The organism is Aeromonas taiwanensis, from assembly GCF_000820165.1.
Taxonomy (GTDB): domain Bacteria; phylum Pseudomonadota; class Gammaproteobacteria; order Enterobacterales; family Aeromonadaceae; genus Aeromonas; species Aeromonas taiwanensis.
In genome coordinates, this window is sequence record NZ_CDDD01000047.1 from 1 (window position 1) to 25,770 (window position 25,770).

23 protein-coding genes are annotated in these 25,770 nt (G+C 61.8%); 10 read left to right on the plus strand and 13 right to left on the minus strand.

Annotated features, from left to right (window positions below; genetic code table 11):
* The first annotated feature begins 501 nt into the window (after window positions 1-501).
* Entirely contained in the window at window positions 502-1,098 is a 597-nt protein-coding gene (locus BN1136_RS07810; RefSeq protein ID WP_043760958.1) for an acetate uptake transporter, read from the plus strand.
* 66 nt (window positions 1,099-1,164) lie between these two features.
* Here the strand turns inward: BN1136_RS07810 and BN1136_RS07815 are convergent, their stop codons facing one another.
* Window positions 1,165-1,980 (minus strand): M90 family metallopeptidase, encoded by an 816-nt coding sequence (locus tag BN1136_RS07815; RefSeq protein ID WP_043760959.1) that lies wholly within the window; start codon window positions 1,978-1,980, stop codon window positions 1,165-1,167.
* A gap of 18 nt (window positions 1,981-1,998) precedes the next feature.
* Entirely contained in the window at window positions 1,999-2,436 is a 438-nt protein-coding gene (locus BN1136_RS07820; RefSeq protein WP_043760960.1) for a GNAT family N-acetyltransferase, read from the minus strand.
* A gap of 318 nt (window positions 2,437-2,754) precedes the next feature.
* Between BN1136_RS07820 and BN1136_RS07825 the strand changes: the two genes are divergently transcribed.
* Window positions 2,755-4,248 (plus strand): alanine/glycine:cation symporter family protein, encoded by a 1,494-nt coding sequence (locus tag BN1136_RS07825; protein ID WP_043760961.1) that lies wholly within the window; start codon window positions 2,755-2,757, stop codon window positions 4,246-4,248.
* 76 nt (window positions 4,249-4,324) lie between these two features.
* Here BN1136_RS07825 and BN1136_RS07830 read toward each other — a convergent pair whose 3' ends face one another.
* On the minus strand, window positions 4,325-5,131 hold the full coding sequence (locus BN1136_RS07830; protein ID WP_043760962.1) for a crotonase/enoyl-CoA hydratase family protein: 807 nt from the start codon (window positions 5,129-5,131) through the stop codon (window positions 4,325-4,327).
* Between the two features lie 158 nt (window positions 5,132-5,289).
* Between BN1136_RS07830 and BN1136_RS07835 the strand changes: the two genes are divergently transcribed.
* From BN1136_RS07835 to BN1136_RS07855, 5 genes are all read left to right on the plus strand, one after another.
* Window positions 5,290-7,077: a putative nucleotidyltransferase substrate binding domain-containing protein gene (locus BN1136_RS07835; RefSeq protein WP_043760963.1), complete on the plus strand. Its 1,788-nt coding sequence runs from the start codon at window positions 5,290-5,292 to the stop codon at window positions 7,075-7,077.
* 13 nt (window positions 7,078-7,090) lie between these two features.
* Entirely contained in the window at window positions 7,091-7,717 is a 627-nt protein-coding gene (locus BN1136_RS07840; protein ID WP_043761107.1) for a 3'-5' exonuclease, read from the plus strand.
* A gap of 106 nt (window positions 7,718-7,823) precedes the next feature.
* Window positions 7,824-8,135 (plus strand): DUF485 domain-containing protein, encoded by a 312-nt coding sequence (locus BN1136_RS07845; RefSeq protein WP_043760964.1) that lies wholly within the window; start codon window positions 7,824-7,826, stop codon window positions 8,133-8,135.
* On the plus strand, window positions 8,132-9,787 hold the full coding sequence (locus BN1136_RS07850) for a cation acetate symporter (RefSeq protein ID WP_043760965.1): 1,656 nt from the start codon (window positions 8,132-8,134) through the stop codon (window positions 9,785-9,787). Before BN1136_RS07845 ends, BN1136_RS07850 begins: the two co-directional genes overlap by 4 nt.
* Window positions 9,788-9,996: 209 nt before the next feature.
* On the plus strand, window positions 9,997-11,589 hold the full coding sequence (locus BN1136_RS07855; protein ID WP_043760966.1) for an ABC-F family ATPase: 1,593 nt from the start codon (window positions 9,997-9,999) through the stop codon (window positions 11,587-11,589).
* Between the two features lie 211 nt (window positions 11,590-11,800).
* Here the strand turns inward: BN1136_RS07855 and ppiD are convergent, their stop codons facing one another.
* From ppiD to BN1136_RS07890, 7 genes are all read right to left on the minus strand, one after another.
* Window positions 11,801-13,714, minus strand: a complete 1,914-nt coding sequence (gene ppiD, locus BN1136_RS07860; protein ID WP_043760967.1) for a peptidylprolyl isomerase — start codon at window positions 13,712-13,714, stop codon at window positions 11,801-11,803.
* 150 nt (window positions 13,715-13,864) lie between these two features.
* Window positions 13,865-14,137: a nucleoid-associated protein HU-beta gene (gene hupB / locus BN1136_RS19785; RefSeq protein WP_005315375.1), complete on the minus strand. Its 273-nt coding sequence runs from the start codon at window positions 14,135-14,137 to the stop codon at window positions 13,865-13,867.
* Window positions 14,138-14,377: 240 nt separating this feature from the next.
* Window positions 14,378-16,732: an endopeptidase La gene (lon, locus tag BN1136_RS07870; RefSeq protein WP_043760969.1), complete on the minus strand. Its 2,355-nt coding sequence runs from the start codon at window positions 16,730-16,732 to the stop codon at window positions 14,378-14,380.
* A 140-nt stretch (window positions 16,733-16,872) separates the two neighbouring features.
* On the minus strand, window positions 16,873-18,147 hold the full coding sequence (gene clpX, locus BN1136_RS07875; protein WP_043760970.1) for an ATP-dependent protease ATP-binding subunit ClpX: 1,275 nt from the start codon (window positions 18,145-18,147) through the stop codon (window positions 16,873-16,875).
* 70 nt (window positions 18,148-18,217) lie between these two features.
* Window positions 18,218-18,841 carry an ATP-dependent Clp endopeptidase proteolytic subunit ClpP gene (gene clpP, locus BN1136_RS07880; protein ID WP_005324106.1) on the minus strand — a complete coding sequence of 208 codons (624 nt, stop codon included), beginning with the start codon at window positions 18,839-18,841 and terminating at the stop codon, window positions 18,218-18,220.
* A gap of 86 nt (window positions 18,842-18,927) precedes the next feature.
* Window positions 18,928-20,238: a trigger factor gene (gene tig, locus BN1136_RS07885; RefSeq protein WP_043760971.1), complete on the minus strand. Its 1,311-nt coding sequence runs from the start codon at window positions 20,236-20,238 to the stop codon at window positions 18,928-18,930.
* The gene (locus tag BN1136_RS07890; protein ID WP_231557848.1) at window positions 20,223-20,558 is read right to left on the minus strand and encodes a hypothetical protein; all 336 of its coding nucleotides are present in this window, start codon (window positions 20,556-20,558) and stop codon (window positions 20,223-20,225) included. The genes tig and BN1136_RS07890 overlap by 16 nt, the downstream gene beginning before the upstream one ends.
* Window positions 20,559-20,666: 108 nt before the next feature.
* Between BN1136_RS07890 and BN1136_RS07895 the strand changes: the two genes are divergently transcribed.
* Together BN1136_RS07895 and yfbR are read left to right on the plus strand one after the other, a co-directional pair.
* Window positions 20,667-21,101 (plus strand): YccF domain-containing protein, encoded by a 435-nt coding sequence (locus BN1136_RS07895; protein ID WP_043760972.1) that lies wholly within the window; start codon window positions 20,667-20,669, stop codon window positions 21,099-21,101.
* 89 nt (window positions 21,102-21,190) lie between these two features.
* On the plus strand, window positions 21,191-21,781 hold the full coding sequence (gene yfbR / locus BN1136_RS07900; RefSeq protein ID WP_043760973.1) for a 5'-deoxynucleotidase: 591 nt from the start codon (window positions 21,191-21,193) through the stop codon (window positions 21,779-21,781).
* 74 nt (window positions 21,782-21,855) lie between these two features.
* Here the strand turns inward: yfbR and lolE are convergent, their stop codons facing one another.
* The 3 genes from lolE to BN1136_RS07915 all read right to left on the minus strand — a co-directional run bounded on the left by lolE (window position 21,856) and on the right by BN1136_RS07915 (window position 25,110).
* Window positions 21,856-23,097 (minus strand): lipoprotein-releasing ABC transporter permease subunit LolE, encoded by a 1,242-nt coding sequence (lolE, locus tag BN1136_RS07905; protein WP_043760974.1) that lies wholly within the window; start codon window positions 23,095-23,097, stop codon window positions 21,856-21,858.
* On the minus strand, window positions 23,097-23,795 hold the full coding sequence (lolD, locus tag BN1136_RS07910) for a lipoprotein-releasing ABC transporter ATP-binding protein LolD (RefSeq protein WP_043760975.1): 699 nt from the start codon (window positions 23,793-23,795) through the stop codon (window positions 23,097-23,099). The genes lolE and lolD overlap by 1 nt, the downstream gene beginning before the upstream one ends.
* 79 nt (window positions 23,796-23,874) lie before the next feature.
* On the minus strand, window positions 23,875-25,110 hold the full coding sequence (locus tag BN1136_RS07915; RefSeq protein ID WP_043760976.1) for a lipoprotein-releasing ABC transporter permease subunit: 1,236 nt from the start codon (window positions 25,108-25,110) through the stop codon (window positions 23,875-23,877).
* 76 nt (window positions 25,111-25,186) lie between these two features.
* On the opposite strand from BN1136_RS07915, the gene BN1136_RS07920 reads away from it, so the two are divergent.
* Window positions 25,187-25,762, plus strand: a complete 576-nt coding sequence (locus tag BN1136_RS07920; protein WP_043760977.1) for a hypothetical protein — start codon at window positions 25,187-25,189, stop codon at window positions 25,760-25,762.
* The last annotated feature ends 8 nt before the right edge of the window (window positions 25,763-25,770 follow it).

Below are 25,770 nucleotides of genomic sequence, written 5' to 3' on the forward strand. Positions count from 1 at the left end.
ACCCCGGGTGGCGCCTCGCCCGTTCGCCGCTTGGCGCCACTCCCATCCTTTACTGGCGGCCTCGCCCCTTCCCTTCCCCGACCCCCTCGCAAGAGTTCCCCCGTCCGCCTCCGAGTGGCCGGCAGAAAAGGGCATGCCGGTTGTCTGGGAGTGGAGGTGAGAGAAATGGTGGTAAACACCCATTGTCTGATGGCATATGAGATGTTTTTTTGTACCAAACTCTGCTTGCATCCAAGTCCCGCAGCGCCCGTTCGCTGCCTACGGGGTCATTGCCTCATTCGTTACCCAGTTTCATTTCCGACACCAAAAACACAAAAATGCAACGAAGAAAACGTTATTCCTTCACGTGTTGCCTACCGTAATCCCACGAATGGTTGGCTGCGTAAAACTTTGTGTCATTTTTTTACCGTTTCAGCCCCTTACCCCCTTGCCCGGGGCCAAGAGGCTGCCTAAAATCGCGCGTCTTTTATCAACCCCACCTCTATTGTTGGAGAACACCACGTGAGCGAAAAATTGGCCAACCCTGCCCCTCTGGGTCTGATGGGTTTCGGTATGACCACCATTCTGCTGAACATCCATAACGCAGGTTTCTTCCCCATCAGCGCCATGATCCTGGCCATGGGTCTGTGCTATGGCGGTCTGGCCCAGATCATCGCCGGCATCATGGAGTACAAGCGTGGCAACACCTTCGGTGTCACCGCCTTCATCTCCTACGGCACCTTCTGGTGGAGCCTGGTGTTCCTGCTGGTAATGCCGACCATGGGTCTGGCCGAAGCCACTCCCCACGCCTACATGGGCTGGTATCTGCTGATGTGGGGCGTCTTCACCCTGTTCATGCTGGTCGGTACCGTCAACTTCCCGCGCGTGAAGCAGTTCGTGTTCGCCTCCCTGACCGTGCTGTTCTTCCTGCTGGCCGCCCGTGACTTCACCGGCAGCACCCTGATCGGCACCATCGCCGGCTTCGAAGGCATCATCTGCGGTGCCAGCGCCATCTACCTGGCCATGGCCACCGTGATCAACGAGCAGTTCGGTCGCACCGTGATGCCCATCGGCGAGCAGAAGAAAGCCGCTCCCGCCCAGCTGAAAGCCGCTGCCTGACAGGCATGCGACATCGCTTGTGAAAAAGGCACCCTCGGGTGCCTTTTGTCTATCTGTCGTCGGTGGCTAAAGCGGCTCCTGCTCCGCTGTGCCCCCCGCCAGCAGCCGGGTAGCAGGGAAGCGATCGGCGGGCTGCTGCCCATAAAAGTGGGCGAGCTGCTCGTAGACGGCGGGATAGACGGCGCGCAGGCGCAGCGGATCGGTGAAGAAGCTCTCGCTGCACACCGCGAAGAACTCGGCGGGGTGCGAGGCGGCATAGGGATCGATCTCGGTCACCTCCCCCCTGGCCAGCTGCTCGTTCATCTCGTCGAATGCCTGCTGCAACACCCGGGTCCATTGCCGTGGATCCATGCCGGCCGGCAGCGGCGGCGCCCCGTCCGCATCCCCTCCCAGCATGTCGAGCTTGTGGGCGAGCTCATGGATCACCAGATTGAAGCCATCCCAGTCCCCATCCTGCTGCAGCTCGCTCCAGGCCAGCACTAGCGGCCCCTGGGGCCAGGACTCGCCGGCGTTCTCCTCTTCAAACTCGCTCACCAGCCCGAACTCGTCCTGCACCTCCTGACGGCGGGTGACGGGCTCGGGGATGATGATCACCTCGTGGAAACCGCGATACCAATCCATCCCCAGATGCAGGATGGGCAACACCGCCTGCAGAGCCAGCACGCCTTGCTGTCGGGGACTCAGTTCGACACCAATCTGGGTGATCGTCTTACGCGAGAGGAAATGGTGCGCCAATGCGATCAGCTTTTCCTCCTCCCCGGCGGGAAGCCCCTGCAGGATGGGGACGGCCGCCAGGGCCTGCCGCCACTCCTGTTCCCCCGGGAGCGCACGCTCCATGGGGGATGCACCACCAAATACCGCTTTCAACCTGGACCAGAACACTGGGACTCCTCTTGCCAATCAGACCGCTTTCACAAAGCGTTTCGGGCGCTCGCTATAGCCTTGCGCCAGATAAAAACGGTGCGCCCCTTCGCGCTTGAGGCTGCTGGAGAGCTCCAGCTGGCAGCACCCCAGGGCCGCAGCCCGCTGCTCTGCCACCGCCAGCAGCAGGGCGCCGATCCCCTCACCCCTTGCACCCTCATCGACAACCAGCGCCGAGATCAGGCCCCAGGCTGGTGCAAGGTGCATGGGTTGCAGCCGATGCCACACCAGCACACCCTGGATGCGGCCATGAAGGCTCGCGACCAGCACCTCCCGGGCCGGCTCGGGCTCGGCCAGGCGCACGGCCACCTCGCCGTCAGGGTTCGGGTAGCCCAACTGGGCAAACAACACCGACAACGCGGCCCCATCCTCCCCCTCGGCGGGGCGAATGGTGCAGTCATTTTCCTTCGTTGTCACTCCTGGCCTCCTATTTGCATTATGCCCCCTGGGCCCCTGGACCTGAAAAAGATGCAGATGATGGGTAAGTACCGAACCTTGTCCAGTTCCATTCATCGTTTGTTAATGTCAATTCACAAATTAACAAAGAAACAACACTTTTCACTAGGAAGGGCCTGTACAAACCGATATGTTGAATCCCGCGGACCATCCAGTCGAAAGTCCTGCACTATGTGTTGAGTGACGTGTTGAGTGACCCCCTTGGTCACCACCTATTTCAATGTTAAGGGAGCGAGGCACAGACCTCGCCAAGACAGCGCAACAAAGGAGTTGTTGTACATGAATGAGATCGTCAATGCCATCAATGGCGTGATTTGGAGCCCAGCGCTCATTTACCTGTGCCTGGGGGTAGGCCTCTACTTCTCCCTGCGCAGCCGTTTCCTGCAACTGCGCCACATCAAGGAGATGGTGCGCCTGATGTTTGATGGCAAGAGCACGGATGCAGGTGTCTCCTCCTTCCAGGCCCTGGCCATGACCCTGGCCGGTCGCGTCGGTACCGGCAACATCGCCGGTGTGGCCACCGCCATCACCTTCGGCGGCCCGGGCGCCCTGTTCTGGATGTGGATGGTGGCCTTCCTCGGCGCCAGCTCCGCCTTCGTGGAGTCCACCCTGGGTCAGGTCTACAAGGAGAAGATCAACGGTGAATACCGCGGCGGCCCGGCCTTCTACATCGAGAAAGGGCTCGGCATGAAGTGGTACGCCTGGACCTTCGCCATCGCCACCATCTTCGCCTGCGGCGTGCTGCTGCCGGGCGTACAGGCGAACTCCATCGGCTCCAGCCTGCAGACCGCCTTCGAAATCGACCCGAACGTGACGGCCGCCGGTCTCGCCCTGCTGCTTGGCTTCATCATCTTTGGCGGCGTCAAGCGCATCGCCAACTTCGCCAGTACCGTCGTCCCCTTCATGGCGCTGGGTTACATCATCGTCGCCTGTGTCATCATCGCCCTGAACATCGGCCAGCTGCCGGGCGTGATCCTGCTGATCTGGAAGAGCGCCTTCGGGATGGAAGCCGGCTTCGGTGCCATTCTGGGCCTGGCCATCATGTGGGGCGTCAAGCGTGGCGTCTACTCCAACGAAGCCGCCCAGGGCACAGGCCCGCACGCCTCCTCCGCCGCCGCGGTGAGCCACCCGGCCAAGCAGGGCCTGGTGCAGGCGTTCTCCGTCTACATCGACACCCTGTTCGTCTGCTCCGCCACCGGCTTCATGCTGCTCATCACCGGCCTGTACAACGTGCAGGGTCCGGATGGTGCCGCACTCTACACCGGCATCGCCGGCGTGGCCGCAGGCCCGGGCTATGTGCAGACCGCCATGGAGAGCATGATGCCGGGCTTTGGCAACTCCTTCGTCGCCATCGCGCTGTTCTTCTTCGCGTTCACCACCATAGTGGCCTACTACTACATCGCCGAGACCAACATTGCCTACATCAACCGCAAGATCAACCGTCCCTGGCTCACCTTCCTGCTGAAACTGGCACTGATGGCTTCCACCGTTTACGGCACCGTCAAGACCGCCGATCTCGCCTGGGGTCTGGGTGACATCGGGGTCGGCCTGATGGCCTGGCTGAACATCGGCGCCATCCTGCTGCTGCAAAAGCCCGCCTTCGCCTGCCTGAAGGACTATGAAGCCCAGAAGGCCATGGGGCTGGATCCCGTGTTCCATCCGGAGAAGCTTGGCATCAAGAACGCCGACTACTGGACCGGCCGCCGCTCCGAGCAGAACCTGCAGCAGGAGCAATCCGGCCACCCGTTCGAGCCGGATCGCGAACCCACCTGATCCCCTGACAAACAAGCAGATAAAAAATGGCAGCCTCGGCTGCCATTTTTATTGCTGTTGCAGATGAGTCACCCGCTCACAGGGCGTTGCGCCTCGGCCCGAACGGCAGACGCCAGTGCAGCAGGCTGTTGAGGGTAGCCCGCCACTGATTGGGGCGCCCCAGGATCTGCTTCTGCAACCGGGTCTCCTCCTTCAGCATGGCCTCGTCACTGCGGGCCCAGGCCTGGGTGTAGAGCTGTTTGATGCCCGCCAGCGCATCCGGCGACTTGGTGATGAGGGTTCGGGCGAATGCCCGCGCCTCCTCCAGGGGATCTGCACACACCCGGCTCACCAGCCCGAGCGACTTGGCCTCGGCGGCCTCCAGCTCGCGCCCGCTCATGGCAAGCTCCATGGCGGTGTCCATCCCCATCAGGTTGCGCAGGGTGACGCTGCCGCTCATGTCAGGGATGATGCCCCACTTGATCTCCATCACCGAGAAGCGGCAATCCGGGGTGCTGAAACGAAAATCGGCACCAAGGGCGATCTGCAGCCCGCCCCCGAAGCAGACCCCCTGGGTCACGGCGATCACCGGCACCGGCAACTGGTGCCAGCCATAAGCCACCCGCTGGGCCAGATTGGTCGCCTCGTCCGCCTCGCGCTTGAGGATCTCGAGCGCCGCCACCGGCTGCCTCAGCATGGATTTCACATCCAGTCCGGCGCAGAAGGCCCGCCCCTCCCCGTGCAGGATCACGGCTCTGAGCCCCTTTTGTCGGGATACCTCATCGAGCGTCTCGTCGATGGCGCTGAACATGGCGCGATCCAGCGCATTGAGCTTGTCGCCCCGGTTCAGCATCACCTCGGCGATACCGTCCTGAAACACCCATTTGACCCTTGGTCTTTCCATCTCCTTCTCCGTCTCTTCCCTTAAACTGGTCATACCACAACGTTACCAGAGTGTTACCGGCAGGTACAGGAAGGCCTCTGGCGCTCTGCGACTAAAGTCGGCTGGCCCGGCTCCGGCGCCTTTGCCAGACTGGCCCCATGGTCACGACGGAGCCTGTCATGTCACTGTTGTTCAATTTTGCCCGCCCGCCGTTCGACTGCCTGGACGACGAGGCCCGCCAGCGTCTCGGCCGGCACCTCAGCATCTGCTACTTTCGCGCCGGCCAGACGGTGCAGAGCCCGGGGGACGAGCCCGCCGGCCTCTACCTCATCATCAAGGGGGCCGTGGAAGAGTCGGCCCCCCACCAGTCGTTTGGCGACTATGGCGAGGGGGACATGTTCGACGTCCGTGCTCAGTTCGACGGACGCTGCCGCCACCGCTTCGCCGCGCTGGAAGACACCCTCTGCCAGCTCATTCCCCGCTCCGTCTTTCTGACCCTGTGTGACGAGCACCCCGACGTCGCCCGCTACTTCACCGCCACCCTGGCCGATCGCCAGCGGGAGCAGGAGCGTCGCAGCCAGCTCGGGCAACAGAACCTGGCGGAGTTCATCCTGACGCGCATAGCGCCAGGCCACCTGCAGGCGCCCCTCATCGTCGACGGCCGCCTGTCCCTGCTGGCCGCCACCGAAGCCATGGTGGCCAAGGGCACCGACTGCCTGCTCTACCCCGCTGCCGACGGCAGCCTGAGCCTGGCGACCCGCAAGACCCTGCTCCACGCCCTCACCCTCAAGGGATTGCCGATCACCGCACCGCTGGCGGTGCTGACCCCCACTCCGCTGATAGGTCTGCCACTGGAGAGCTATCTGTTCGATGCCCTCCTGCTGATGACGCGCCACCGCATCAAGCGCCTCGTCATCTGGCAGGGACAGGAGGTGGCGGGCATCCTGCACCTGACCCAGGTACTCGGGCTCTTCTCCGCCCACTCCCACGTGCTCACCCTGCGCATCGCCCGGGCCGACTCGCCGGCGGCTCTCGAGGCGGTGGCCCGGGAGCAGCAGCAACTCGTGCGCTCCCTGTTCGCCCAGGGGATCCACACCCTCTTCCTGATGAAACTCATCGCCACCATCAACGAACAGCTGATCGCCAGGGCCTTCGCCCTGGTGATCCCCCCAGAGCAGCAGGAGCAGGTCTGCCTGTTGATGCTGGGTTCGGAGGGGCGGGGCGAGCAGATCCAGAAGACCGATCAGGACAATGCCATGATCCTGCCGGACAGCTCGGACTGGCCCACCCGGGAGGCGGATCTGGCCGCCTTCAGCGCCCTGCTGGCGCGCCTCGGCTATCCCCCCTGTCCGGGGCATGTCATGGTGAGCAACCCGGACTGGGTGAAGGAAGGGAAGCAGTGGCAGGGGCAGATCGAACTGGCCTGCGTGCGGGCCAGCGAGGAGGATCTGCTCTGGCTCGCCACCCTTGCCGATGCCCAAGCCATCGCCGGGGAGAGATCCCGGCTCGCCCCCGTCGCCCGCGCCCTGCGGGCACACCTGGCCGATAGGCCGGATCTGCTGGCGGAGATGGCACGGGCCGCCGTCGCCTTCCACGCCCCCCTCACCCTCTTTGGCCGGCTGGAGCAGGATCCCGAGGGGCTGGATCTCAAGCGGGGCGGCCTCTTCCCCCTGGTGCACGGGGTACGGGTGCTCTCCCTGGAGGCGGGGATCCTGGAGACTTCGACCACGGGGCGCATCGATGCCCTGGTCGCCCAGGGGCGCCTTAGCAACGACTATGGCGCCGATCTGGCGGAGGTCTTCCGGCTCTTCATCCGGCTGCGGCTGCGGGCTCAGCTGCAGGAGGGGGATGGACGGGTGCGCGTGGCCGGGCTCGGCCACGGTGAGCGTGATCTGCTGCGCCACGCCCTGCATCGGGTGAAGAAGTTCCAGCAATGGCTCACCTTGCACTTTCGTCTTAGGCAGTGAGGCCTCCATGGGCATCGTGAGCCGCTGGCGCCGCTACTGGTACGGGCGCGCCTTCCTGCAGGGGGAGTTCGCCCCCCTCTTCGGGCCCCCTCCCGCCGACGAGTGGGTGGCCCTGGATCTGGAGACCACCAGCCTGGATCCCGAGCGGGCCGACATCGTGGCCATCGGGGCGGTGCGCATCCAGGGGAATCGCCTGCTGACCGGGGAGGCGCTCTCATTACGGGTGCAACCGCCCCCCAGCCTGAACGCACAGTCGGTGACCATCCACGGCCTGCGCCATCAGGACCTGCAGCAGGGCATGGCGCTGGAGGCCGCGCTGCGCGAGCTCCTCGCCTTCATCGGCCCCCGCGAACTGGTGGGCTATCACATCCCCTATGATCTGCGCATCCTCAACCTCGCCTGCCAGCGAATGTGGGGGCTGAGGCTCCCCCAGGAGGGGGTGGAGGTGAGCCGGCTCTATCACGACCGGCTCTACCGGCGCTATCCCGACGCCGTCATCGACCTGCACCTGGCCGCCATCTGCCACCACCTCGGGCTGCCCCCCCTGCCCCCCCACGACGCACTGGCCGATGCCATCGCGGCCGCCCTCATCTTTGTCCGCCTGCACCAGGGCGGCCCCCTGGCTTATCCCAAAGTCTAATTGTCCGAAAATAACATTTAATTCACATTTTGCTTACATGAGCAGCCTACTGCTCGGTAGGGACACCCTTCATTCACAGCGGACACAACCGTCACGGAGAACTGCAATGGAACAGCAACACTATCTGAGGATCCAGCAAGATCCCAATTTCCAGGCGCTGGTCGCCAAGCGCCAGCGCTTTGCCTGGACCCTCTCCATCCTGATGCTGGGGCTCTACCTGGCGTTCATCCTGCTCATTGCCTTCGCCCCCGGCTGGCTCGGTACCCCCCTGAGCGAAGGCTCCAGCATTACCCGCGGCATCCCGGTCGGGATAGGTCTCATCCTGTCGGCCTTCGTGCTGACCGGTGTCTATGTGTTTCGGGCCAACGGCGAGTTTGACGAGCTGAACAACAAGATCCTCAAGGGAGTGCAATCATGAAAGGCAAGTCTCTGCTGCTGTTGACCGGTCTGGTCTCCACCCCGCTGCTGGCGGCCGATGCCATCAGTGGCGAGGTGCAACGCCAGCCCCTGAACATCTCGGCCATCGTGATGTTCGTGGCCTTCGTGGCCGCCACCCTCTTCATCACCTATTGGGCCTCCAAGCGCAACCGCTCCGCCTCCGACTACTACGCCGCCGGCGGGCGCATCACCGGCTTCCAGAATGGCCTGGCCATTGCCGGTGACTACATGTCCGCCGCCTCCTTCCTCGGCATCTCCGCCCTGGTCTACACCTCGGGTTACGATGGCCTCATCTACTCCATCGGCTTCCTGGTGGGCTGGCCCATCATCCTGTTCCTGATCGCGGAGCGGCTGCGCAACCTCGGCAAGTACACCTTCGCCGACGTGGCCTCCTACCGCCTCAAGCAGACCTCGGTGCGCAGCCTCTCCGCCAGCGGTTCCCTGGTGGTGGTGGCGCTCTACCTCATCGCCCAGATGGTGGGGGCCGGCAAGCTCATCGAGCTGCTGTTCGGCCTGCAATACCATGTTGCCGTGGTGCTGGTCGGCATCCTGATGGTGCTCTACGTGCTGTTCGGCGGCATGCTGGCCACCACCTGGGTACAGATCATCAAGGCGGTGATGCTGCTCTCCGGCGCCTCCTTCATGGCCATCATGGTGATGAAGTCAGTCAACTTCGACGTCGGTGCCCTGTTCAGCGAAGCGGTCAAGGTCCATGCCAACGGCGCGGCCATCATGAGCCCGGGTGGCCTGGTCGCCGACCCCATCTCCGCCATCTCCCTGGGTCTGGCGCTGATGTTCGGCACCGCCGGCCTGCCCCACATCCTGATGCGCTTCTTCACCGTGAGCGACGCCAAGGAAGCCCGCAAGTCTGTGTTCTATGCCACCGGCTTCATCGGCTACTTCTACATCCTGACTTTCATCATCGGCTTTGGCGCCATCCTGCTGGTCAGCACCAACCCTGACTTCAAGGACGCCACCGGCGCCCTCCTGGGCGGCACCAACATGGCGGCGGTTCACCTGGCCGATGCGGTGGGTGGCAGCCTGTTCCTGGGCTTCATCAGCGCCGTGGCCTTCGCCACCATACTGGCGGTCGTGGCAGGTCTGACCCTGGCAGGTGCCTCCGCGGTCTCTCACGACCTCTATGCCTGTGTGCTCAAGCAGGGCAAGGCCAACGAAGCCGACGAGCTGCGCGTCTCCAAGATGACTACCCTGGTCCTGGGTGTGGTGGCCATCGGCCTTGGCATCCTGTTCGAGAAGCAGAACATCGCCTTCATGGTGGGCCTGGCCTTCTCCATCGCCGCGAGCTGCAACTTCCCGGTGCTCTTCCTCTCCATGTTCTGGTCCCGCCTGACCACCCGTGGCGCCGTCTATGGCGGCTGGCTCGGCCTCATCAGCGCCGTGACCCTGATGGTGCTGGGCCCGACCGTGTGGGTGAAGGTACTGGGTCACGCCCAGGCCATCTTCCCCTACGAATACCCGGCCCTATTCTCCATGGCGCTGGCATTCATCGGGATCTGGTTCTTCTCGGTGACCGACAAGTCCCAGGCAGCCTCCGACGAGCACGCGAAGTTCTTCCCGCAGTTCGTTCGCTCCCAGACCGGGCTCGGTGCCTCCGGCGCCTCCGCTCACTAAGATCCACTCCATGCCTCCAAGCCGGCCCTGTGCCGGCTTTTTTCATGGCCGCCCCCTCGGCTCACCTCGCGAAAGGCGCCGCAGCCCAGAGGGGGCCTTGTCGTGAAACCTTCGCCCCTGCAATGGGGCCAGATCACAGTTCCTGCTAAAACTTTTGGGGGATCTGTGCCATAATGCGCGCCATTTGACAGACCAACCGGGACATTCCAGTGCTTTCAAGCAACAACATCACCATGCAGTTCGGCGCCAAGCCGCTGTTTGAGAACATCAGCGTCAAGTTTGGCGGTGGCAACCGCTACGGCCTCATCGGCGCCAACGGCTGTGGCAAGTCCACCTTCATGAAGATCCTCGGCGGCGATCTCGAACCCACCGGCGGCAATGTGAGCCTGGATGTCAACGAGCGCATCGGTAAGCTGCGCCAGGATCAGTTCGCCTACGAAGAGATGCGCGTGCTGGACGTGGTCATGATGGGCCACGTCGAGCTGTGGGCCGCCATCGCCGAACGCGACGCCATCTACGCCAACCTGGAAGCGACCGACGACGACTACATGAAGGCCGCCGAGCTGGAAGGTCTGGTCGCCGAGTACGACGGCTACACCGCCGAGTCCCGCGCAGGCGAACTGCTGCTGGGTGCCGGCATCCCCATCGAGCAGCACAACGGCCCCATGAGCGAAGTGGCGCCGGGCTGGAAACTGCGGGTGCTGCTGGCCCAGGCGCTGTTCTCCAACCCCGACATCCTGCTGCTGGACGAACCGACCAACAACCTGGACATCAACACCATTCGCTGGCTGGAGCAGGTGCTCAACGATCGCGAGAGCACCATGATCATCATCTCTCACGACCGTCACTTCCTGAACTCCGTCTGCACCCACATGGCGGATCTGGACTACGGCGAGCTGCGCGTCTACCCGGGCAACTACGACGAGTACATGACGGCCGCCACCCAGGCCCGTGAACGCCTGCTGGCCGACAACGCCAAGAAGAAGGCCCAGATCGCCGATCTGCAGTCCTTCGTCTCCCGTTTCAGCGCCAACGCCTCCAAGTCCAGCCAGGCCACATCCCGCCTCAAGCAGATCGACAAGATCAAGATTGAGGAAGTGAAGGTCTCCAGCCGGCAGAACCCCTTCATCCGCTTCGAGCAGGACAAGAAGCTCTATCGCAACATTCTGGAGATCGAAGGCGTCTCCAAGGGTTATGGCGAGGGCCCCCTGTTCAAGGGCCTCAACATGATGCTGGAAGTGGGCGAGAAGGTCGCCATTCTGGGTACCAACGGGATCGGTAAATCCACCCTGATCAAGACGCTGGTGGGTGCACTGGCACCGGATACCGGCACCATCAAGTGGTCCGAGAACGCCCAGATCGGTTACTACGCCCAGGATCACGCCGAGGACTTCGACACCGACCTCAACGTGTTCGACTGGATGGCCCAGTGGAAGCAGGAGAACGAAGACGAGCAGGCTGTACGCTCCGTGCTGGGCCGTCTGCTCTTCTCCCAGGACGACATCAAGAAGCCGGTCAAGGTGCTCTCCGGTGGTGAACAGGGCCGCATGCTGTTCGGCAAGCTGATGATGCAACGCCCCAACATCCTGATCATGGATGAGCCGACCAACCACCTGGACATGGAATCCATCGAATCCTTGAACCTGGCGCTGGAGATGTACAAGGGCACCCTGATCTTCGTCTCCCACGACCGTGAGTTCGTCTCCTCCCTGGCGACCCGCATCCTGGAGCTGACTGAAGATGGCATCCGCGACTTCGGCGGCACCTACGAGGATTACCTGCGTACCCAGGGCGTCGTCTAACCCACCCCCGCTTTCCCAGTGACAACCGGCGCCCAGGCGCCGGTTTTTTTATGTCTGTTGGCAAGCCAACCTGCCTTGGGATGCCGACCAGTAAGCCCCCTTGGTGTTACTCATCCTCGACCAGGGCTGGCAGCACGCCCCTCCTGCCGCGTGCAGATAAAAAAACGGCTCCATATAGGAGCCGTTTTCAAGGTGGACGGGCCGGTCTGACTTATTCGACTGCGGCTTCCACATCGGTGAAGTACTCAATCTTGGCTGCCTTGCGCAGCTCGTCGATGAGCGACTTGTAGTCCGCCTGTGCCTTGCCCTGGCCCAGCTGCCCTTGTAGCAGGCTCACCATCTGGGATGGCTCCTTGGTCACGTTGACCTTGTCCAGGGCCACCACCACGCGGTCTCCATTGGCTTCAGTCACCAGCTCGACGCTCGGCTTGCCATCCTTCGGATGAGGCATGCGGAAGGCCTGGGCCACCAGGTTCTGATCCATCTCCTGGGCGAAGCGGGCCACACCGTTGTGGGTCTCCACCTTCAGCCCCAGGGCGGTCAGATCGGCCTGGATGTCCTCGCCGGCATGTAGCTTGTCCAGCAGGCCCTGGGCCTTGCCCCGCGCCACTTCACTCGCCTTGTCGTGCTTGATGGCCGCGATCACCTGCTCTTTCACCTCGGCCAGTGGTTTGGCCGCTCTGGGCTGGTGACCCATGATGTGCAGCACCAGGGCCTTGCCATCGGAGAGTTCGATGACGTCGGAGTTGGTGTTGTCATCGCGCAGCTGCTCGGAGAAGGCCACGGAGAGCACCTTGGGATCATTGAGCGGCGCCGGGGCATCGGCCTGGCTGAAGTAACCGGTGGACTGCACCTTGAGGCCCATGGTCTCTGCGGTCAGATCCAGGGAGTCCGGGTTCTCGAAGCTGCTGTCGGCCATCTTCTGCTGCTCGGCAAAGAACTGCTCCTTCGCCTTGTCAGACTGCAGGCGGGCGATGGTATCGCTCATCACGTCCACGAAGGGTTTGGTCTTGGCGGGCTCGACGCCCAGCAGCTTGATGACGTGGAAGCCGAACGGGCTTTTCACCACGGTGGAGAGATCCCCGACCTTGGCCAGTGCAAAGGCTTCTTTCTCGAAAGCCGGATCCATCACCCCTTTCTCGAACCAGTCCAGCTCGCCGCCCTTCTTGGCGGAGAAGGTGTCGGAGGAGTTGGCCTTGGCCAGCGCGGCAAAGTCTTCGCCGCCCTTGGCCTTGGCCAGGAGCTCGTCAGCCTGCTTCTCGGCGGCTTTCTCATCCTTGCCGAACGGGATCAGGATGTGGGCCACCTGGCGGCGCTCGGCACGCTGGAACAGGTCCTGATGCTGGTCATAATAATCCTGGGCATCCTGCTCGGTGACCTTGATGTTCTTGCCAAGGGCAGCAGCGTCCAGCAGCAGGTAATCGACCTTGACCGTCTCGTCGTTCATGAAGCGGTTGCTGTTGGCCTTGTAGAACTGCTCAATCTCCGCATCGCTCACCTCGATCCCGTCCACATAGGCAGACGCGGCCAGGCGCACCAGACGCAGATCCCGGGTCTGGTTGTAGAGCCGGTCGAGTTGCTCGGCTTCACCCTTGAGGGCGAACTCGGAGCCCAGCACGGCGCCCATCAGTTGCTGACGCACCATGTCCTGGCGCAGGGAGTCGCGGAACATCTCCGGCGTCATACCGGCACGACGGATGAGCTGCAGGTAGCGCTCGTTGCTGAACTTGCCGTTTTCGGCGAATTCCGGCATGGCGACGATGGCCTGCTTGATCTGCTCGTCACTGACGCGCAGGCCGAGTGTGCGAGCCTTGTCATCGATCAGTGCCTGATCGATCAACCTATCCAGCACGCCACGACGGAACTGTTTCATGTAGTCGGGGTTCGCAGCCAGCTGGTTGAAGGCCTCACCCATTTGGGATTCCATGCGGGCCCGCTCGTTGCGGTAGGCATTCTCCAGTGCGGGGGCACTGATGTCATTGCCATTGACGGTGGCGGGGGCGGTACGTGCCGGGCCATTGAGGTAGCTGCCTACGCCGGCCAAGGCAAAGGAGAGGATGATCAGGCCCAAGATAACCTTGGCTACCTTGCCCTGCGCCCCTTCGCGTAGTTTATCCAACATCATGTTTGTACTTATGCTCCCGAACTCGATGGGCGTAAATAATGAAAAGGCGCACCGATTGCGATGCGCCTTGGTCAATCAGTATGAGGGAGAGCCCTCTCACTTGTCTGGTCAAAGACCAAGGACGGTGCCGATGTGATATCAGCGACCGGCTTAGTTGACCGCGTCTTTCAGGGCCTTGCCGGCTTTGAAGGCAGGAACTTTACCGGCGGCGATTTCGATGGTCGCACCAGTTTGCGGGTTACGGCCAGAACGGGCAGCACGCTCGCGCACGGCGAAAGTACCGAAGCCAACCAGAGCAACCTGGTCACCCTCTTTCAGAGCTTCGCCCACGGCGTCAATGAAAGCATCCAGCGCACGACCAGCGGCAGCTTTGGAGATATCAGCACCGTCTGCAATCTTGTCAATCAGTTGAGATTTATTCACTCTTATATTCCCCTTTTATCGAACATCGCTGCGGCGCTGATTTCCCTGGCCACAACAAGTGGAGGTTTTATAACAAGCCTCCTGATCAGTTGCAAGTGACAATCTGGCGCAAACCCGCGCCACATCACGCCTTGCGACTCATCATGAGTACCCGATCGGTGGTCAAGGCTACTTCCGTTGTCCGGCGCATGCAAGCCTTAACCACCCCCCGAATGCACCAAATTTGCGGCGCATCAACATTTACACGACAGAAACGCGTTCGAAACCCTGCGGATTCTCTTGCAACGCCAGTGCAAGCACCTCGTCAATCCAGCGAACCGGATAAATTTCAAGGTCTTGTTTGACGTTTGCCGGGATCTCTTCCAGGTCCCGCTCGTTCTCTTTCGGGATAAGCACCCGCTTGATGCCACCGCGGTGAGCCGCCAGCAGCTTCTCCTTGAGACCCCCGATGGGCAGCACTTCGCCGCGCAGGGTGATCTCGCCGGTCATGGCCACATCGGCGCGCACCGGGTTGCCGGTCAGGCTGGAGACCAGGGCGGTACACATGGCGATGCCGGCGCTCGGACCGTCTTTCGGGGTCGCCCCTTCCGGTACGTGCACGTGGATGTCGCGCTTCTCGTAGAAGTCGGCATTGATGCGCAGTTTCTCAGCACGGGCCCGCACGACCGTCATGGCCGCCTGGATGGACTCCTGCATCACGTCCCCAAGGGAACCGGTGTAGGTGAGCTTGCCCTTGCCCGGCATGTTAGTGGTCTCGATGGTGAGCAGATCGCCCCCCACCTCGGTCCACGCCAGCCCGCACACCTGACCAATCTGGTTCTGATCGGTCGCCTTGCCGTAGTCAAAGCGCTGCACCCCGAGGAACTCCTTGAGGTTCTCCTGGTTGACCTGAACATGCTTGATGCTCTTGTCCAGCAGGATGCGTTTGACTGCCTTGCGACAAATCTTGGAGATCTCGCGCTCCAAGCTGCGTACCCCCGCCTCGCGGGTGTAGTAGCGGATCACCCCGATCAGCGCCGAATCCTCGATGGTGATCTCGGAAGGCTTCAGGCCGTTGCGCTGGATCTGCTTGGCCACCAGATGCTGCTTGGCGATGTTGAGCTTCTCGTCTTCGGTGTAACCGGACAGGCGGATCACTTCCATCCGGTCCAGCAGCGGACCCGGGATGTTCATGGAGTTGGAAGTGGCCACGAACATCACGTCCGAGAGGTCATAATCCACTTCCAGATAGTGATCGTTGAAACTGCTGTTCTGCTCGGGATCCAGCACCTCCAGCAGGGCGGAGGCGGGATCGCCACGCATGTCCGAGCTCATCTTGTCGATTTCGTCGAGCAGGAACAGCGGGTTCTTCACGCCGACCTTGGCCATCTTCTGGATGAGCTTGCCGGGCATGGAACCGATGTAGGTACGGCGGTGACCGCGGATCTCCGCCTCGTCGCGCACACCACCCAACGCCATGCGCACGTACTTGCGGCCGGTCGCCTTGGCGATGGACTGACCGAGGGAGGTCTTGCCCACACCGGGAGGCCCGACCAGGCAGAGGATGGGGCCCTTGAGCTTGTTCACCCGCGCCTGCACCGCCAGATATTCGAGGATGCGATCTTTGACCTTGTCCAGGCCATAGTGATCCGCGTCCAGCACCTCTTGCGCCTTGCCCAGGTCCTTCTTGACCTTGGAGCGGGCCTTCCAGGGCACCTGCACCATCCAGTCCACGTAGCTGCGCACGACGGTCGCCTCGGCGGACATGGGGGACATCATCTTCAGCTTGGCGAGCTCGGCCTGGGCCTTCTCGCGCGCATCCTCCGGCATCCCCGCCTCTTCAATCTTGCGATTGAGGGCTTCGAATTCGTCCGGGCTGTCTTCCAGCTCACCCAGCTCTTTCTGGATGGCTTTCATCTGCTCGTTGAGGTAGTACTCCCGCTGGCTCTTCTCCATCTGTTTCTTGACCCGGGAGCGGATGCGCTTCTCGACCTGCAGCAGGTCGATCTCCGACTCCATCATGGCCATCAGAAACTCAATGCGCTCGGACACGGAGGCGATTTCCAGCACCTTCTGCTTGTCTTCGAGCTTGAGCGGCATGTGGGCAGCCATGGTATCGGCCAGGCGCGCCGCGTCATCGATCGCCGAAATCGAGGTGAGCACCTCGGGCGGGATCTTCTTGTTGAGCTTGATGTAGCCTTCGAACTGGCCGATCGCGGAGCGCACCAGCACATCCTGATCCTTCTCCTCGATGGGGGCGGATGAGATGTACTGCGCCTCGCCGACGAAGAAGTCGCGATCGTCGATCATCCGCTCAAGGCGGGCACGCTGGCCCCCTTCCACCAGCACCTTGACGGTGCCGTCCGGCAGCTTGAGCATCTGCAGAATGTTGGCCACTGTCCCGACGGAGAAGATCTCCTCCACCGTTGGCTCGTCAGTCGACGCATCCTTCTGGGCCACCAGCAGGACTTTCTTGTCCTGCTCCATGGCCGCTTCCAGACAGCGAATGGATTTTTCCCGCCCCACAAAGAGTGGAATGACCATGTGGGGGTAAACCACCACGTCACGAAGAGGCAGGACGGGAATCTCGATGCGTTCTGAACGCTCTAGGTTCATATATGTCCTCTCGGCTTGTTATACCGTTGGCAAAGCGCTTGGCTGAGTATATGGGGGCGCAAAGATGAGATTCAATCGCCTTGGCCGTAAAAAGCATGAAAGGGGCAAAAAGCCCCTTTATATGATTAAAAATCAGACAGTTACTCTGAGGCTGCAGCCTGAGTCTCGGGATTGTCGTAGATCATCAGAGGTTCGGAGTCCCCCTTGATCACCGTCTCGTCGATCACCACCTTGCTGACCCCTTTCAGGGACGGCAGATCATACATGGTGTCGAGCAGCACGGCCTCGACGATGGATCTCAGACCCCGAGCACCGGTCTTGCGCTCCATTGCCTTGCGCGCGATAGCGTTCAGGGCGTCATCACGGAACTCCAGCTCGACCTCTTCCAGGGCGAACAGTGCGGCATACTGCTTGGTCAGCGCATTCTTCGGCTCTTTCAGGATCTGGATGAGGGCAGCTTCGTCCAGCTCGGTCAGGGTCGCCACCACCGGCAGACGGCCGATGAACTCGGGGATGAGACCGTACTTGATGAGATCTTCCGGCTCCACCTTGGCAAAGTTCTCGCTTAAGGTCGCCTTGGCATTCTTGGATTTGACATCTGCGCCAAAACCGATACCAGTGCCCTTGACGGAACGCTGCTCGATCACCTTGTCCAGCCCGGCAAAGGCACCGCCACAGATGAAGAGGATCTTGGAGGTATCGACCTGCAGGAACTCCTGCTGCGGATGCTTGCGACCACCCTGGGGCGGCACGGAGGCGATGGTGCCTTCGATCAGCTTCAGCAGTGCCTGCTGCACCCCTTCCCCGGACACGTCACGGGTGATGGAGGGGTTGTCCGACTTGCGGGAGATCTTGTCGATTTCGTCGATGTAGACGATGCCGCGCTGGGCCTTCTCCACGTCGTAATCGCACTTTTGCAGCAGCTTCTGGATGATGTTCTCCACGTCCTCGCCCACGTAACCGGCTTCGGTCAGGGTGGTGGCATCGGCCATGGTGAAGGGGACATCCAGCAGACGAGCCAGGGTTTCGGCCAGCAGTGTCTTGCCGCTACCGGTCGGGCCAATCAGCAGGATGTTGGACTTGCCCAGCTCCACACCACCGGACTCGCTGCCGCTGCGCAGACGCTTGTAGTGGTTGTAGACGGCCACCGCCAGCACCTTCTTGGCGTACTCCTGCCCGATCACGTAGTCGTCCAGATGGGCACGGATTTCATGAGGGGTCGGCAGCTCGCTACCATCGCGCTTGGGAGAGATCTCGCGGATCTCCTCGCGGATGATGTCGTTGCACAGCTCGACACACTCATCACATACGTAGACGGAAGGGCCAGCGATCAGCTTGCGCACTTCATGCTGGCTTTTGCCGCAGAAAGAGCAATAAAGCAGCTTGTCGCCCTCACCCTTGCGTTTCTCTGTCATTCAGCGACCTCGTTTTATCAATAGAGGATGGATCGTCCTGTTGAGTTTACAACAGGACGGGATACCCTGCTCAGCCGCGCTGGCTCAGGATGCCGTCAACCAGACCATAGGCCACGGCCTGCTCCGCCGACATGAAGTTGTCACGGTCGGTGTCGCGCTCGATGGTGGCCATGTCCTGACCGGTATGGAATGCCAGACGGTCGTTCAGGGTATTCTTGATCTTCAGGATCTCCTGGGCATGGATCTGGATGTCAGATGCCTGCCCCTGGAAGCCGCCCAGCGGCTGGTGGATCATCACCCGGGCGTTGGGCAGGCAGAAACGCTTGCCCTTGGCGCCACCGGCCAGCAGGAAGGCCCCCATGGAGCAGGCCTGCCCCATGCAGACGGTGCTGACGTCCGGCTTGATGAACTGCATGGTGTCATAGATGGACATGCCCGCCGTCACGGCGCCACCCGGGGAGTTGATGTAGATGCTGATGTCCTGATCCGGGTTTTCGGACTCCAGGAACAGCAGTTGGGCCACCACCAGGTTCGCCATGTGATCTTCCACCTGACCGGTCAGGAAGATCACCCGCTCTTTGAGCAGACGGGAATAGATGTCGTAGGAACGCTCCCCTTTCGCGGTTTGCTCTACCACCATAGGGATGAGCGCATTGCGTGGGGATTCAGTCACATCGTTATAGTTCTTGTACATAAGGCATTGTCCCTAAAATAAAATGGCCCGAGTGGAGATCACACGAGCCATTATACTTAACAGTTTTGACCTTAAGTCAAATGATCTTAGGCAGCGGCACCGGACTTGTTGATCACTTCGTCAAAGGCAACTTCTTTCTCGGTCACTTGCGCTTTGGACAGGATCAGGTCGATGGCTTGATCTTCGATGGCCAGGTTACGAACGCCGTTCAGCATCTGTTCGTTCTGCTGGTAGTACTCGATCACTTCCTTCGGATCTTCGTAGGCCGTGGCCATGGACTCGATGATGCTGGTCACACGGGCGTCGTCAGCCTTGATCTCGTTGGTACGGATGACGTCACCCAGCAGCAGACCTACGCGAACGCGACGCTCGGCCTGAGCCTGGAACAGCTCGGCAGGCAGTTCCGGCGCGTTGCCGCCCTGGAAGCCACCGAAACGCTGCAGAGCCTGCTGACGCAGGGTGTCGATTTCCTGGGCAACGGCAGCCTTCGGCAGGTCGATCAGGTTGGCTTCAACCAGACCGTTCAGTACCTGTTCTTTCACGCTGTTTTTCAGGGCTTGAGCCAGTTCGCGCTCCATGTTCTTGCGCACTTCGGCCTTCAGCTCTTCAACGCTGCCGCTCTCGATGCCAAAACGCTTGACGAACTCTTCGGTCAGCTCGGGCAGGATCTGCTCTTCAACCTTGTGCAGCTTGGAGGCAAACTTGGCAGCCTTGCCCTTCAAGGCTTCGGCGTGGTAGTCGGCCGGGAAGGTCACGTCGATGGTGAACTCGTCGCCCGCTTTCTTGCCCAGGATGGCGTCTTCGAAGCCCGGGATCATGCGGCCAGCTCCCAGTTCCAGGGAGAAACCTTCAGCCTTGCCACCGTCGAACTCTTCACCGTCGATGGAACCGACGAAGTCCAGAGTCACGCGCATGCCATTGGCGGCAGCAGCGTCGGTTTCAGACCAGGTAGCGTGCTGCTTGCGCAGGGTGTCGATCATGTTGGCCAGATCGGCATCTTTGACGGAGGCAACCGGCTTCTCGACCTTGATGCTCTCCAGACCGGCAACTTCAAACTCCGGGTACACTTCGAACGTGGCGGTGAATTCGAAATCCTGACCTTCTTTGATCTCTTTCGGATCCATGGTCGGGGCACCGGCCGGGCTCAGTTTGTTCTCGATGATGGCCTTGATGAAGTTGTTCTGCATCATTTCATCGGCAACGCGGGCATGTGCCATGGCGCCGAACATCTTCTTGATGATGGCAACCGGAGCCTTGCCAGGACGGAAGCCGTCGATGCGACGAGTCTTGGCCAGGCCATTCAATTCTTTGCGCACGGCGGCGTCAACGGTAGCAGCCGGTACAGTGATGGTAAGACGGCGTTCCAGACCCTGGGTTGTCTCTACAGAAACTTGCATTCTTTTACCTCGTTCAACTCAGCACTGTGTGCTGACCCTTTATTGCCCCCGGGCAAGCCCGGAGTCTTCCTGTTTATAAAGACAACGACTGTCTTTGTGATGAGAAAATATGACGCGACATTATAGCGGCGTGCAGTGGTCGCGTCGAGCCGCACATCCCCCATCCGGGGCACAGACGGCACAATTTGCGCAAGACTCTCTCCTATATGGGGAAGCCTTGCACCGAGTTCAAGCATTGCATCCGCAATAATTTGCACTGGCTCACTTTTTTGTACGCCAAACCGGGCTTTTTCATTGCCATTGCCCGCCAGGCCGTCCATTCGCTGGTCTCCTGCGACCCAAATTGTCCACCAATTCGCCTGTGCCATTGCGTCCCCCGGCCCGGCTCGCTATGGTGACAGCCAATTTACGGTTCTGGAGTCCGCAACATGTCCTTTTTCCGCTTCTTGTTCAATCTGCTCTGGTTCGTCCTGGGAGGCGTCTTCATGGGACTCGCCTGGTGGCTGGCCGGTCTGCTCTGCTTCGTGTCGCTTATCGGGATCCCCTGGGGACGCGCCTGCTTCGTCATCGGCACCTTCACCTTCTTCCCGTTTGGCAAGCAGGCGGTGAGCCGCAAGGCCATGACGGGCCAGAGCGACATCGGCACCGGTACCCTGGGGCTGATTGGCAACATTCTCTGGTTTGTGCTGATCGGCGTCTGGCTCGCCATCGGCCACATCGCCTCGGCGCTGGCCTGTTTCGTCACCATCGTCGGCATCCCGTTCGGCATCCAGCACCTCAAGCTGGCCCTCATCAGCCTGGCCCCCATCGGCCAGATGATAGTGACCAACCAGGAGGCCGAATCGGGCCGCTATATCCGCTGAACAAGAATGCGCAACCGGGCGATGCCAGGGATGTGAAAAAAGGGCAGACTAGGGTCTGCCCTTTTCATTGTCACCCGTTGAGGTCTTTCATGCTGCCCAGCCACTTCTTCGCCAACCTCGCCCGCATGCGGCTCATCTACCGCTGGCCACTGATGCGCAACATCCAGCCCGAGAACATCGCCGAACACAGTTTGCAGGTGGCCATGGTGGCCCATGCTCTGGGGCTCATCAGCAACCGGCTGTTCGGTGGCCAGGTGGACGCCAACCAGGCCGCCGTCATGGCCCTCTACCACGACAGCAGCGAGGTGCTGACCGGCGATCTGCCCACCCCGGTCAAGTACTTCAATCCCGAGATTGCCCGCGAATACAAGAAGATTGAGCTGGCCGCCGAGCAGCGCCTGCTGGGCATGCTGCCGGCGGAGCTGGTGGAGGACTTTCGCCCCCTGCTCGACTCCGGCGCCCAGGACGAGGCGCTGGCCCGCCTGGTGAAGGATGCGGACACCCTCTGCGCCTACACCAAGTGTCTGGAGGAGCTGAGCGTCGGCAACCGGGAGTTCGAACCGGCACGCAAGCGTCTCGAACAGATGCTGGCATCCCGGATGAACCCCGCCATGCGCTACTTCATCGATGTCTTCGTGGCCAGCTTCTCCCTGCCCCTGGACGAGCTGAACGCCCACTGACCCCCATCAATGCGAAGGGCCCGCCGGCATTGCCGACGGGCCCTTCTTTATTTGTCACCGTGAAGGTATCCGGATCAGTGTCCCAGCTCCCGGGAAGGCACCAGACCACTCGCCCGCCACGCGGGATAGAGGGTCGCTACCAGGCTCATCAGAATGGCCGCACTGGTGACGATGACCAGATCCTGCATGTGCAGCTCGGTCGGCAGGAAGTCGATGAAATAGATGTCCGGGTTCAGGAAACGATGGCCGATCACTCCTTCGATGGCGCTCAGGATCTGGGTCAGCTTGCTGGAGAGCAGGCCGCCGAGCAGGGCGCCGAGCAGCGCCCCCGCCACCCCGTTCACCATCCCCTGAATGACGAAGGTGAGCCGGATCTGGCCCGGGCTCGCCCCCATGGTCTTGAGGATGGCGATTTCGCTGCGCTTCTCGTTCACCGCCATCACCAGGGTGGAGACGATGTTGAAGCAGGCCACCGCCACCACCATCAGCATCACCACGTACATGACGGTACGCACCATCTGGATATCCTGATACAGGTAGCCCTGACGGCTCATCCAGCTGCTGATGTAGACGTAGTGCGGGAACTGCTGGGCGGCCGCCACCGTGATGGACTGGGCCTTGAGCACGTCGTTCACCTTGAGGCTGAAGCCCTCCACGGCGCTGCCCATGCCGGTCATGGCCTGGGCGTCCGCCAGGTGCATGAAGCCCAGTACGCCATCCAGCTGACCGCCGATCTCCAGCAGCCCCACCACGGTGAGCGTCTCCCGCTTCGGATTCTTGATACCGGTGGCATCGCCGCCCTGGGGCAACAACAACGCCACCGAGTCACCAATCTTGACTCCCAGCTTGTCGGCGATGGTCTTGCCGAGAATGAGGCCATGCTCGCCTGCCTGCAACTCGCGCAGGCCGCGGCCCGTCATGTAGTTGCCCGCATCGGACAGGTTGGCTTCCAGCTCAGGCAATACGGCGCGCACCTGCGCCCCCTTGAGGGCAGAGCCGTGCTCCAGCAGGCCGTCCAGACGAATGACCGGAGCCGCGGCCACGACACCCGGCTGGGCCAGCAGGTAGTCGCGCAGCCTCGGCCAGTCAGGCAGAGGGGCCTCCATGCCGATAAGCTCCCCGTGGGGCACCACGGAGAGCACCCGGTTCTTGAGTTCCCGCTCGAACCCGTTCATGGCGGAAAGCCCCAGGATCAGCGCCATCACCCCGAGGGCGATGCCGATCAGGGAGGAGGCCGAGATAAAGGCGATGAAACCGTTGCGACGGCGGGAGCGACTGTAACGCAGGCCCAGGAACAGGGGCAGCGGCTTGAACATCAGGCGACCTCCGCCATGATGCCGCTCACCAGGGTTACCCGGCGGTGCAGCTTGGCAGCCAGGCTCAAGTCATGGGTCACCACCACGAATGCGGTGCCGAGCTCGCGATTGAGCTCGCACAGGAGTTCGTACACGGCGGTGGCGCTGGCGTGGTCCAGGTTGCCGGTGGGTTCGTCCGCCAGCACCAAGCTGGGTTCGTTGACCAGGGCACGGGCGATGGCCACCCGCTGGCGCTCACCACCGGAGAGCTCGGAAGGGCGATGATGGAGTCGGTGAGAGAGCCCCACCCGTCCCAGCATCCGGCTCGCCTTCTCGGTGGCGACGACCACCGACTCACCGGCGATCAGCAGCGGCATGGCGGCGTTCTCCAGCGCGCTGAACTCGGAGAGCAGGTGGTGGAACTGGTAGACGAACCCCAGCTCCCGGTTGCGGAACCTGGCCTGGGTGCGACTGTCCCAGCCATGGATATCCTGCCCCTTGAACAGCACGGTGCCGCTGGAGGGGTTGTCGAGCGCCCCCATCAGGTGCAGCAGGGTGGTCTTGCCCGATCCCGAGCTACCCACCACCGCCAGCATCTCCCCCGGGGCGACGGACAGGTCGATCCCCTTGAGCACCTGGGTCTCCAGATTGCCTTCCTTGTAGACATGGTTGAGGGCCTGGCAGCGCAGCAGCGCCTCACAGGACTGGGGTTGATTCATACAGGAGGCTCCACTTGCACCAGAAACTACGCCGGTAATCGCACCGGATGTCACAACAGAAGATGAATGATTCACAGCACTACTCATACCGTAATGCCTCGGCCGGTTTGACCCGGGCAGCACGGGCCGCCGGATAGAGGGTGGCACTGAAGCTCAGCAGCACGGCCCCCAGCAAGATGGTCACCACCTGGGCAGGCTCGACGGTGACCGGCAGGCCTGCGCCACCGGCCGCCATATAGAGGTTGAGCCCCACCGCGTCGAGCAGGGGGTTGAGGCCGAAGCAGAGCGCCAGCCCCGCCATAGCGCCAAACAGGGCGCCGATGACGCCACTCGACGCCCCCAGCACCATGAAGATCTTGACGATGCCGGATTCACTCATGCCCATGGTGCGCAGGATGGCCACCTCCCCCTCTTTATCGGTAACCACCATCACCAGGGCAGAGAGGATGTTGAAGGTGGCGACCGCGATGATCAGCACCAGCATCAACCCCATCATCCGCTTCTCCATGGCCACCGCCTGGAACAGCTCGCCGCGCTCGCGGCGCCAGTCCTGCCACTCCAGACCGTCGGGGAGAGCTGTCTTGATCACCTCGTCGGCGGCGAAGGGATCGTCGAGCCAGAGGCGAATGCCCCCCACCTTGTCATCGGTCAGGCGCAGCATGCGCTGGGCATCGCCCAGGGCGATGAGTGCCACCTGGCTGTCCACGTCGGCACCGACCCCGAAGATGCCGGAGACGGTGAAGAGGCGCTGAGCCGGGACCCGGCCAAACGGCGTGAAGCGGGTGCCTTCGGTCAGGATGAGACGTACCTGGTCGCCAATGGAAACCTTGAGCCGGCTCGCCACCCCCTGCCCCAACACGATGTGGTATTCACCGCGCTGCAGGCTGTCCAGGCGCCCCCCCAGCATCTGGGCGTGCAGGATGTCATCCTTGGGCCAGCGAGCAGGATCGATCCCCTGTACGTTCACCCCGGTCAGCTGGCCGGGGCTTTGCAGCATGCCTTCACTGTCGAGCATGGGGGCCGTGGCCACCACGTGGGGCAAGCGGGCCAGATCGGGCAGGCCCTCTGGCTCGGCCTCGATGCGCCCGGCCTGATTGGTCACCACCACATGGGGGATCACCCCGAGGATCCGCCCCTTGAGCTGCCCCTCGAACCCGTTCATGACCGAGATGACCACCATCAGGGCGGCGACCCCGATGGCGATGCCAAAGGTGGAAAACAGGGAGATAAAGGAGACGAAGCGGTTACTGCGTCGCGAGCCTGCGTAACGCAGGCCGATGGCCAGCGACAGTGGCTGAAAAAGTCCAGTCTTCAAGGATATCTACGTTGCCAACGAAATAAGATACCGGATAATAAAGGCAAACAGACTATGACAACAAGGGATAGCCTCCATGCAGGAACAGTTCTTCAGCGTCACCCATGCCATGCCGGTCAATGTGATCCCCATGCCGGCCGACTTTCATCTGCCGACGCTGGAAGCCCTGGAGGCCGAGTTGCCCGAGCCCTTTCGCATCGCCTCTGCCATCACCTCCATCGATCTGGTGAGCAGCCGGCTGATCCGCAACCAGAACGAGTCCATGCACGATCTGGTGGAGATCATCAACCAGCAGTCCCGCAAGATCGACATGATCATGGGCTATGTGCTGGCGGCCCAGGATCACCCCGAGCATCGCTTCCACACCCTGCGCTTTGGCGCCGGTCAACTCACCTACCTGCACCCTCGCCAGGGTCACGGGGAGCCGCCTGCACTGCACCAGATAGTGCGGCTCAAGATCTTCCTGCGGGAAGAGGCCTCGGCCGTCTACTGCTATGGGGAGGTCAAGCAGCGGGAGGCCGGGGAGCACGGCACTCACGTGGTGCTCGACTATGTGCGGATCCGCGAGGATGACCGGGAGCTGCTGGTGCGCGCCAGCCTCCATGTGCAATCGAAGCAGCTCAAGCTGCGTGCCCAGGAACGCCAACGCTAACCTCCCCC